Below are 10,430 nucleotides of genomic sequence, written 5' to 3' on the forward strand. Positions count from 1 at the left end.
GCCGAACGGCCTCGGTCCCCAACTTTACCGGGAAGCACGGGGCGAACCCGCTCCCACTGCTCGTCGCTTAATCCGTGTCGATCCAAGATGGCGCTCCCTTCGCCAGTCTTGAATCCGATCCGCGCGGAAAAAGGAATCCCTTAAATGTCCACACGCCTTAGATCAGGGTGAGCCGCCGGTCATGGCGGCCAAAACAAAATCAGCGATAGGATGTCGGCGTGTCTGAAGAATATTATCTCAAACTGTCCTGCCCCGACCGTCCCGGAATTGTTTCCGCGGTCAGCACGGCTCTTTTCTCGGCGGGCGCCAATATTTCGGAAGCCCAGCAGTTCGACGATCCGGAGACGGGCAAATTCTTCATGCGCGTCGTGGCGCGCTTCGTCGAGGGGGACGCCGAAAGCTTCCGATCCGCATTCGAGGCGACCGCCGGGCGGTTCGAAATGGACTGGTCGCTGCGCGCGGCGTCGCAGCGGCGCAAGGTCGTGGCGCTGGTTTCCAAATTCGACCATTGCCTGGGGCACCTGCTCTATGCCAGCCGCATCGGCGAAATCGACATGGACGTGGTCGCGATCATTTCCAACCATCCGAAGGAAAAGCTGACGATCAAGTCGTGGCTGGAGGATATTCCCTATCACTATTTCCCGGTCACGGCCGACACCAAGGCGGAACAGGAAGCGCGCATCAAGGAAACCATTTCGGCGACCGGCGCGGAACTCGTGATATTGGCGCGTTACATGCAGATATTGTCGGATGATCTGGCATCTTATCTGTCGGGCCGCTGCATCAACATCCATCACAGCTTCCTGCCCGGATTCAAGGGCGCGAAACCCTATCACCAGGCCCATTCGCGCGGGGTCAAGATGATCGGCGCGACGGCGCATTACGTCACCGCCGATCTGGACGAAGGGCCGATCATCCACCAGGATGTCGAGCCGGTTTCCCACGCCGACACGCCGGAGGATCTGGTCCGCAAGGGACGCAGCATCGAACAGCGGGTGCTGTCGCAGGCGGTGCTGCACCATATCCAGGATCGCGTCTTCATCAACGCGAACAAGACCGTCGTCTTCCGGGACTGATCCATGGCGAGCATCATTTCCGGAACCGCCGCGGCGGAGGGCCTGCTGGCCGACCTGACCCGCGACGTCGCGCGATTTTCGCAAGTCCACGGCTATGCGCCGACGCTGGTCGCGGTGCTGGTGGGCGACGATCCGGCGAGCCATATCTATGTCCGCAAGAAGATCGAGCAATGCCGCAAGGTCGGCATGGAATCGGTCGAGCATCGGCTGCCTGCCGACTGTTCGGAGGAGGATCTGCTGGCCCTGATCGCGGCGTTGAACGCGGATGAGCGGGTGCACGGCATATTGGTGCAGCTTCCCCTGCCCGCGCAGATCGACAGCGGCAAGGTGCTGGACACGATCGACCCGCGCAAGGATGTCGACGGATTCCATCCGGTGAATGTCGGCCGCCTGTCCACCGGCACGGGCGGTCTGGTGCCGTGCACGCCCATGGGGTGCATGATCCTGCTGCGCAGCGTGCTGCCGGACCTGAAGGGCAAGCAGGCGGTGGTCATCGGCAAGTCCAACATCGTGGGCAAGCCGGTCGCCATGCTGCTGCTGGAGCAGGGATGCACTGTAACCGTCTGCGGCCGTCATACGCGGAACCTGGCGGAAGTCTGCCGGGATGCGGACATCATCGTGGCGGCGGCGGGAACCCCGCATCTGGTCAAGGGATATTGGGTCAAGGCGGGCGCGGTGGTGATCGACGTCGGGATCAACCGGATCGCGCTGGATGATGGCCGCAGCAGGATCGTCGGTGACGTCGCCAGCGATGAGATAGGCCATGCCGCCGCCTTCACACCGGTGCCGGGGGGAGTTGGGCCGATGACGATCGCGTGTCTGTTGCTGAATACGTTCAGGGCGGCGGAGGCGCAGAGTCTGGTTGGAGTCTAGGATCAATCGACATTCCTTCTCCCTTGAGGGAGAAGGATACGGAGCCTTGCTGAGCGGAGCGAAGCTAGGCGCAGTTGGATGAGGGGGTGCGGGCCTGCGGCCCGCGCGGTCCCTTGGACCGCAACCCCCTCACCCAGCTACGACTAGGCAGCAAGCTGCCAAGTCTGCGCAGCCCTCTCCCTCAAGGGAGAGGGATAAATAGAATGATGGCTTTCCGTCCAAATCGCTCAGTCTGGCGCGGCCGTTTCCCCTTCCTCCTCCGACAAGCCGCGCATGCGGGACAGGATGCCGCGCAGCCAGCGGTTGCCCGGATCGTCGTGGAACCGTTCATGCCAATATTGCTTTACCGTGAAGCCCGGCAGGACGACCGGCGGCTTGACGATGCGCACCCTTTCCGTGTTCAGCAGGCCGGTGAGGCGTGACGGCGTGGTCAGGATGAGTTCCGACTGTTCGGCGATATGGGCGCTGAGCAGGAAGCTGTCGGCCATGACGGTGATGTTGGACGGGCCGACGATCTTGCGCAGCAGCTTTTCCACATCCTCATGGATATGGCCCAGATGGCGGCCGTCGACCAATATGTGCCGGGCGGCCTTGAACCGGTTCATGGTCAGGCGACCGGCGGGCAGATAGCTGCGCGGCACGACGCAGACATATTCCTCCGGGAAAAGGGTCTGTTCGACCACCCCGGCGTAGAGGGCCGGGAAGCTGCCGATCGCTATGTCCACCTCCCCCGTTTCCAGCCGCGCGATCAGCTTTTCCCCGCCCAGCGGGATCGCCTTGAAGCGCACGTCCGGCGCCAGGCCTCGCACCCATTGCAGCATGCGCGGCAGCACCAGCAGATGGCCCACGTCCGAAGCGGCGATATGGAATTCGCGGTCCGAGGTCGCCGGATCGAAGGTCGGCGCGCCGCTCAGCCGGCTGTGATAGAGTTCCAGCGTCTGGTACACGGCCGGGGCGGCGCTGATGGCCATGGAGGTGGGTTCCAGGCCCCGGCTGGTCCGCACGAAGAGCTGGTTGCCGAAATGCTCCCGAAGCTGCTTCAGGTGGCGGCTGAGCGTTGGCTGGGGCATGTCCAACATCTCCGCCGCCAGGCTGACGCTCTTCGTCCGCATCAGCGCCTGAAACACGGTTAGATGCGTGAAGGATATCATCGCGCCATTTCCTGTTGCCGGGCGAAGAAGCGCCGGAAAAGCCCAGTATAGCGCAACGCCTTCCAGCGCCAAGGCTATTCATTATTCGAATGCGGGATATTCGCGAACCTGCGTGGAGCAAGCCCCCGTCCGATGCTATTTCAACAATGGTCCCGCCCCATTGCCGCAAGGTGGAAGAAGGGCGCGATTCTTCGGACTATATCTTGGAGAGCGATCGTGGAAACGAACCATATCACCAGTCTGCATCATATCACCATCTGCACCGGCACGGCGCAGGGGGACATCGACTTCTTCGTGAAGGTCATGGGCCAGCGCTTCGTGAAGCGCACGCTGTTCTATGACGGCAGCATTCCCATCTATCACCTGTACTTCGCCGACGAACTGGGCACGCCCGGCACCGTCATGACGACCTTCCCCACCCGCCGCACCGGCCAGAAGGGGCGCAAGGGGTCCAACCAGTTCACCGTCTGCACCTATGCCATCCCCAAGGGGTCGCTGGAATGGTGGATCGGCCATCTGAACGCGCACGGCATCGCGACCAGCGAGCCGGGCACCCGTTTCGGCCAGCGCTATGTGGGTTTCCAGCATCCTGACTGCGGCATCGATTTCGAAGTGCTGGAAGACGAGAATGACGCGCGTCAGCCCTTCGATTCGCCCTATGTCCCCATCGAGCATGCGCAGCGCGGCTTCCATAGCTGGACGGCGTCGGTCCGCGAGCTGGAGGACATGGACTTCTTCATGGAGAATTGCTGGAATTTCGAGAAGATCGGCGAGGAAGGCAACCGTCACCGCTATCGCGTGAAGGGCACGACGGAATCGGGCACGATCATCGACCTGCTGCATGAACCGGACCGTCGTCAGGGTAGCTGGACCATCGCGGAAGGCATCATCCACCATGGCGCCTTCGCGGTGCCGGACATGGACATCCAGGCGCGCATCAAGTTCGAAACCGAAGGCGTCGGCTTCACCGACTTTTCGGACCGCAAGAATCGCGGCTATTTCGAATCCACCTATGTGCGGACGCCGGGCGGCGTGATGTTCGAAGCCACCCACAGCCTGGGCTTCACCCATGACGAGGATGAACGCACGCTGGGCATGGACCTGAAGGTCTCACCGCAGTTCGACGACAAGAAGCATCTGATCGAACAGGCGATGGAAGACGATCCCATCGTGGTTTGATGATTTGGGAAAGGCCCGGCTGTTGCCGGGCCTTTTTTTGGGGTTTTGGTGTGGGGGAGAGGCGTGTGATGCCCCTCCCCTTTTGTGTTTTTGGCATCCGTCGTGCCTTCATGCGGCTTGGTCGCGGGGGGAGAAATGGATGCTGAAACGAGTTCAGCATGACGGGGTGCGATTTACCGAGGAGCGGACCCATCCTACTCCTCCCCATCGGGAGATGGGGAGGGGGACCGGCCGAAGGCTGGTGGAGGGGAAAAGGCACGACCTCCGAAATTTCCCCTCCACCATCGGCTACGCCGACGGTCCCCCTCCCCACGCTTCGCGTAGGGAGGAATTTTTAGGCTTCGGCTTTTGCCAATGTGGGGGGGGCTTGGTTCGGCCAGCAGGTTGAACAGCAGCGGGGCCAGCGCCGCGCTGATGATCGCGACCAGCACCATGGCCGCGTTGGTGGCCGTGTCCAGCACGCCGATCCGCGTGGCGATGTCGGACGCCGCGACGATCAGGCTCAGGCGGGCGCTCAGCAGGCAGCCTGCCGCCACGGCCATCCTTCGGCCATGGGCTGGAGCCAGCAGCAGGGAGGGGATGATCTTGTTGGCGAAGGCGACCGCCACGAAGCCGGGCACCAGCAGCAAGGCCGTCGGGGATGCGAAAAGGGCGGGAATGTCGAATTTCAGGCCGACATTGATGAAGAAGAAGGGCACGATGAAGCCGTAGCCGATGGCCTCCAGCGTTTCGCGCCTGTGGCTGCCCCGCGGGATGATGCGTCCCAGCAGCAATCCGGCGAGGAAGGCCGCCAGCACCAGTTCCGACCCCAATGTCTCCGCCAGCCAGGCGACCAGGAACAGGACCGCGAGGCTGAGGCGGATCAGCGGCAGGCTGGTGCGGCTGTCCAGCCGGGTGACGGGTATCCGCGCCAGCAGTTTCGGCAGCAGCCAGATCGCAACGCCGCCGACGGCGACGAGCGCGAGGCTGCCCAGCGCGCCCTCCGCCCGGCCGCTGACGACGATGCCCGCCAGGACGGAAATGGCGATCATCGTGAAGAAGTCCGCCAGCAGCGCGGTGGAAAGGACCGTCTGGCCATAGGGGCCGTCGGCGAGGCGGCGTTCCTGGATGGTCGGCACGACGATGCCGACCGATGTCGTCGACAGGATGACGGCGTAGATGGCGAGGTGCAGGGGCGGCGTCGCGGGGTCCAGCAGCAGCCAGGCCCCTGCCCCGGCCATGGCGACGGTCAGCAGCGACATGGCGAGGGCCAGCGTCAGGGGGCTGGTCCGTTCCGCCTTCCGGCCGCGCGCGAGCAGCATGTCGAGGTCGATCTCCAGCCCCGCGATCAGCATCAGCATGCCGAAGCCGATCCGGGCGAGAAGCTCCATGGTCGGGCCCGGCTCCATCATGTCCAGGCCGTTGGGGCCGATGGCGATCCCGAAGGCGATTTCCAGCACCAGCGCGGGCACCAGGGCCCTGGGCACCCACCGGGCGGCTATCGCGGCGATGGCGCTGCCCGCGCATGCCAGCGCTATTACGGAAATGATCACTCGCCCGCCTGCTTTTCTGGTTTAATGGTGGGGCGAATGCATATCGGCCGGCGGCCTTGTCGTGTATCTCTCAGGATGAATAATCATTATTCGCATTGCGGCGCCAATGTCGCGGCGGGCGGATCAATATTGGTCGAGATCGCGACCGTAGGCGACTTCGCCATGGAAATGCTTCGATATGCCTTCGGAATAGGATTGGAGACCTGTTTCCCCATCAGCTCCGGGCGCGAAATGGGTGAGGACCAGCTTCTTCACATGGGCGGCGGCGGCGATCTCTCCGATCTGCTCGCCGGTCAGGTGATCGGCCTGCATATGCTCCATCAGGGAGGGAATCTGGTCGGCGGAGAAGCCGGGGAAGGCGCGGAGCAGCTTCTCCATGCGGGCGATGTCGATCACTTCGCAGACCAGATAGTCGGCGTCCTTCGCCAATATCTTCAGGCGTTCGGACGGGCCGGTGTCGCCGCTGAAGACATAGACCTTGCCGCCTGCCTCCACGCGATAGGCGTAGGAGCGCGAGGCGCGGGCTTCGGGCGATCCGGGCGCGTAGTGATAATGGTCGACGCCGATGGCGAGGACGCGGACGAGGTCGTCGGCGTAGACCAGCCGGGGTTCGTTGAGGTCGGCGGGGAGGTCGTGGCCGATGGCGGCCTTGGCTAGAGGCGGCTTGGGCGGGCCGCCGATGGTGACGGGGGCCAGCTCCACAGGGCGGAAGGCGGAGAGCGTGCCCGACACGAGGCCGGCTGAGCCGGGCGGGCCGTAAATCTCCAGCGGGGGCGCGTTGGCGAGGAGCCAGCGGTCGATCATCAGCGCCGGGACGTCGGCGATATGGTCGATATGATGGTGGGTGAGGAACAGCGCCTTGACGGAGGGAAGGCCCAGCTTCCCGCCCGCCATCTGGCGCAGCAGGCCGTCGCCCGCGTCGATCAGATAGATGCGGCCGCCGACGACGATGGCGCTGGCGGGCTGGGACCGTTCCAGGCGCGGTATCGGGCCGCCCGCCGTGCCCAGCAGGACAAGGCGCGGCGGCTCCGGCGGGGGTGATGCCGCCCCTCCCAATGCCGGGGCCAATGCCAGGGCGAGTATCGGGAGGAGAGGCTTCATTCGAACGTTACCTTGTCAGAAGTCGACGGCGAGAGAGACCCCCCATTCACGCGGCCGGGCGAAGTTGGCGGTGTTATAGTCCGCGAACGCCACATAGCTGCGGTTCAGGGCATATCTCTTGTTGAAGACATTGTTGACGAATACCGAGGTCCGTACCTGGGTATTGGGCAACGTGTAGCCGATCCGCGCGTTCGTCAAGGCGTAAGAGTCCTCGAACGTGTTCACCTGGTTGAGCGGCGTGTGGAACATCGACGACTGCCAGGAATAATCGACGCGGGCAAAAGCGTCGGACCCGAAAAGCTCCCAGTCATATTGGGCAGCCAGCGAGATCTTGTTCTTCGGCGTCTTGGTCAGGCGATTGCCGATCAACAGACCCTGTGCCGCCGCGATGGGCGTGGTCTCGGTGATCTTGCCGTCGATATAGCCCCAGGTCGCGTTCAGCATCAGGCCATCCATCGGACGAACCGTCAGTTCGGCTTCGAAGCCCTTCGCCTTGGCTTTCGCCGCGTTGATCAGCGCCGTGGCGGGGGCGCCGTTGCTGTCGCGAACCGTGACCGTCGTCTGCAGATTCTTGTAGGTCACGTCATAGACCGAAAGGTTCAGCGTGATCCGGCGATCCCAGAATTGCGACTTGATGCCGGCTTCATAGCTGTCGGAATTCTCCGGCAACACCTCGTTCAGCGCGGGACCGGACGTGGCGCGGCCATTGAAGGTGCCCGACTTGTAGCCCTTCGAATAGGAGGCGTAGAGCAGGACGTCGCGGGTCGGCTTGACTTCCAGGCCGATCTTCGGCGTCCATTGCGAATAACGGCGATGCTGGTTGCCCGCAAATTGCAGCGCGCCCGTGGCCGTGCCGAAGGATTGCGTTTCGAACTGGCGCTTTTCCACCGAATAGCGGATGCCGCCGGTCGCGCTCAGCCAATCGGTGAACTTCAACGTGCCCTGACCGAAGCCCGCATAGGCCTTGATCGACAGGGTGGACGGCTGCCTGAAGCCGCGGGTCGCCGCGAAACAGGGCGCGGCCGCGCTGGGGCAGACGCCATTGCCGACGAGGAACCCGTACAGGCCCGGCAGAATGTCGGCCGTCAACGAATAGTCGATATCCTCGTCATAATAATAGGTGCCCGCCGTCAGCGAAAGCGGCCCTACCGTTCCGCTCACCTGGAATTCCTGGCTGAACTGTTCCTGGTTGACGGTCGTCGTCACGTCGAAGATCGGCGCCGCGGTCGTGTCCGCATCGGCGGAGAAGGCGACGTCGCTCTTGCGATAGGCGGTGATCGACTTGATCGCCCAGTCCTTCGCGAATTCATATTCGCCGGAAAGCGAAATGCCCTTCACCGTGGCCTTGTCATAACCGCGCCGCTGGCTGCCGCTGGTGAAGCGGTCGGTGGCCACCAACGCCTGGTTGAAGAGCGGCAGGCCGCGCGCCGCCGCCGTGCCGTTATAGGCGGCGATCAGGCCGACTGCCGGTCCGATATTGGTCACGACCTGCGTCGGGCTGGGCTGATCGATCTTCGAATAGTCGCCGGAAAGCAGGAATTTCAGCTCCGGCGTGGGCTGGAACAGGACCTGCCCGGTCACGCCCCAACGGTCGGTGTCGCCGAAACGGCCCGGCGTGACGGTCGAGCGGCCATAGCCGTCCTGCTTCCTCATGCCCGCGGAAACCTTGACGGCCAGCGTGTCGGTGACCGGCGCGTTGGCCGATCCTTTCAGCTCGACCAGCGACCTTTCGCCGAAATTGCCCGAAAGATTGACATAGGCGTCGGAAAGATCCGGCTTGCGCGTCGTCACGAGGATGGCGCCGCCGATGGTGTTGCGGCCGAACAACGTGCCCTGAGGACCGCGAAGCACCTCGACGCGCTCGATATCCGTAAGCGACAGGATGGAACCGGTGGTGCGACCCAGATAGATTTCATCGATATAGATGCCCACGCCCGGATCGGTCGTCGGCAGATAGTCATCCTGGCCGATGCCGCGAATGAAGATCTGCGCCGACGAGCTGGTGCCCGATCCGCCGACCGCGCCGCCGTTGAAGCTGAGGCCCGGCGTGGACGGCGCGATGGCCGCGATGTCCGATGCGCCCTTCGCCTCCAGATTGGCGGCGGACAGGGCGGTCACGGCGACGGGCACGTCCTGAAGGCGTTCCGCCCTTCTGCGCGCGGTGACGACGATGTCGTCCGCCGACGCCGGCCTGGCGGCCGCTTCATCCGGCTGCGGCGAAACCTGATCCTGCGCATGCGCGGCGCCTGCATTCATGTGCAGCGCAACGGACATGGCGATAATGCTTGCAAAATAATGTCTCATGCGAGCCATCTCCCCTCCTTCTATATTTTGAATTCTTAATAGCAGTGAAAGAAGAATAGCGCTGCATTGTTTTTTTTCAAATCGCATATTGGATAGGCAACATCCAGTTGCTGGACTGCAAATCGGACAGGTGTCTAATATTGCCGAATATCTTCATTGCGGATTTTCTTTTACATCGCGACCCGTGTTTTCATTGGCTTATCCATCTTCCGGATATCTATTAATCGCCACATTGCGGTCGGCCGCAACATCAAAAAGGGAAAGGGCGCGGTTTCCCGCGCCCTTTCCCTTTTTTCCTGGCAATGGTCCGATCCGGCGACGGTCAGATGCCGCCCTTCCAATTGGGCATCACCCGCGCCGTTTCGAAGCTGCGGCGCGCCTTCATCCGCTGATAATAAGCGAGCAGGTTCGGGCGCTCGCTGATCCAGGCCGTCATGTTGAGCATCTCGATCCGCGCCAGCAGGACGGTCCACATGATGTCGGCGATGCTGTAGTTGCTGCCCGCGATGAACGGCTTGTCCGCCAGATGCGCGTCCAGTTCGTCGAGGCGCTTTTGCAGGTCGACTTCCGCCTGGGCCACCGTGTCCGCGTCATAGGCGCAATTGCCATGTTCCACGATGCGGTCGTGCGCGGCCTGGTAGATGGAGCGCAGTTCGGGATATTTTTCGGCATATTCCTTTGCGCGTTCGCGGCGCGCGATCAGCAGTTCGTCGCCGCGCGGCACGCCCTTGTGCCCATAGGTGATGACCTGGAAATTGACCTGGTCGCCCTTCTGGAACCAGTCGAGCGCGGCCTTGTTCTCGACCGGGTCGGCGGGAATGCCGACCTTGCCCAGCTTCGCGGCCTCCAGCACGATATTGTAGCTGTTGGTGACGACGCGGTCGCCGACGACCAGCGTGGGCACGACCGCCTTTTCGTTCAGCCGGACATAGTCGGGTTCGAAGTTTTCGAGGGCGAAGCCGATGTCCACCTGCTTGTCGTCATAGTCGACGCCGAATTCCTCCATCGCCAGACGGGTCTTCATCGAACAGATCGACATGGTGTAATTGTAGAGACTGACTTCAGGCATCTTCATATCCTCAGCGATTTTGCCGAGGCAGCATATCGTTCCGGGTTGTGTGCGTCAAGTTCTGCAAATAGCGGCGGGCATGCTGGCTAGGCGGCTTGACGTAGATCGGCTTTCTTCATCTCCTTAAGGTCGTTCATGTTGAGAT

8 protein-coding genes are annotated in these 10,430 nt (G+C 62.7%); 3 read left to right on the forward strand and 5 right to left on the reverse strand.

The features are described from left to right. Positions 1–218: 218 nt before the first annotated feature. Both purU and BV95_RS21690 read left to right on the forward strand, forming a co-directional pair. Positions 219–1,076: a formyltetrahydrofolate deformylase gene (gene purU, locus BV95_RS21685; protein WP_037457233.1), complete on the forward strand. Its 858-nt coding sequence runs from the start codon at positions 219–221 to the stop codon at positions 1,074–1,076. A 3-nt stretch (positions 1,077–1,079) separates the two neighbouring features. Then, entirely contained in the window at positions 1,080–1,949 is an 870-nt protein-coding gene (locus BV95_RS21690) for a bifunctional 5,10-methylenetetrahydrofolate dehydrogenase/5,10-methenyltetrahydrofolate cyclohydrolase (protein ID WP_037457235.1), read from the forward strand. Between the two features lie 227 nt (positions 1,950–2,176). On the opposite strand, the gene BV95_RS21695 is transcribed toward BV95_RS21690, so the two are convergent. Next, positions 2,177–3,100 carry a LysR family transcriptional regulator gene (locus BV95_RS21695; protein WP_037457237.1) on the reverse strand — a complete coding sequence of 308 codons (924 nt, stop codon included), beginning with the start codon at positions 3,098–3,100 and terminating at the stop codon, positions 2,177–2,179. 216 nt (positions 3,101–3,316) lie between these two features. Between BV95_RS21695 and BV95_RS21700 the strand changes: the two genes are divergently transcribed. After that, positions 3,317–4,279: a ring-cleaving dioxygenase gene (locus tag BV95_RS21700; RefSeq protein WP_037457240.1), complete on the forward strand. Its 963-nt coding sequence runs from the start codon at positions 3,317–3,319 to the stop codon at positions 4,277–4,279. A gap of 194 nt (positions 4,280–4,473) precedes the next feature. Here the strand turns inward: BV95_RS21700 and BV95_RS21705 are convergent, their stop codons facing one another. From BV95_RS21705 to BV95_RS21720, 4 genes are all read right to left on the reverse strand, one after another. After that, positions 4,474–5,811 (reverse strand): cation:proton antiporter, encoded by a 1,338-nt coding sequence (locus BV95_RS21705; RefSeq protein ID WP_234703275.1) that lies wholly within the window; start codon positions 5,809–5,811, stop codon positions 4,474–4,476. Between the two features lie 123 nt (positions 5,812–5,934). Next, positions 5,935–6,912, reverse strand: coding sequence for an MBL fold metallo-hydrolase (locus BV95_RS21710; protein WP_037457242.1), 978 nt, complete (start codon positions 6,910–6,912; stop codon positions 5,935–5,937). Positions 6,913–6,927: 15 nt separating this feature from the next. Then, the gene (locus BV95_RS21715) at positions 6,928–9,225 is read right to left on the reverse strand and encodes a TonB-dependent receptor (RefSeq protein WP_169804678.1); all 2,298 of its coding nucleotides are present in this window, start codon (positions 9,223–9,225) and stop codon (positions 6,928–6,930) included. Between the two features lie 313 nt (positions 9,226–9,538). Next, positions 9,539–10,285, reverse strand: a complete 747-nt coding sequence (locus tag BV95_RS21720) for a glutathione S-transferase family protein (protein ID WP_013849830.1) — start codon at positions 10,283–10,285, stop codon at positions 9,539–9,541. Positions 10,286–10,430: the final 145 nt, after the last annotated feature.

It is taken from the genome of Sphingobium chlorophenolicum (genome assembly GCF_000722875.1).
In the GTDB taxonomy this organism is placed as follows: Bacteria; Pseudomonadota; Alphaproteobacteria; order Sphingomonadales; family Sphingomonadaceae; genus Sphingobium; species Sphingobium chlorophenolicum.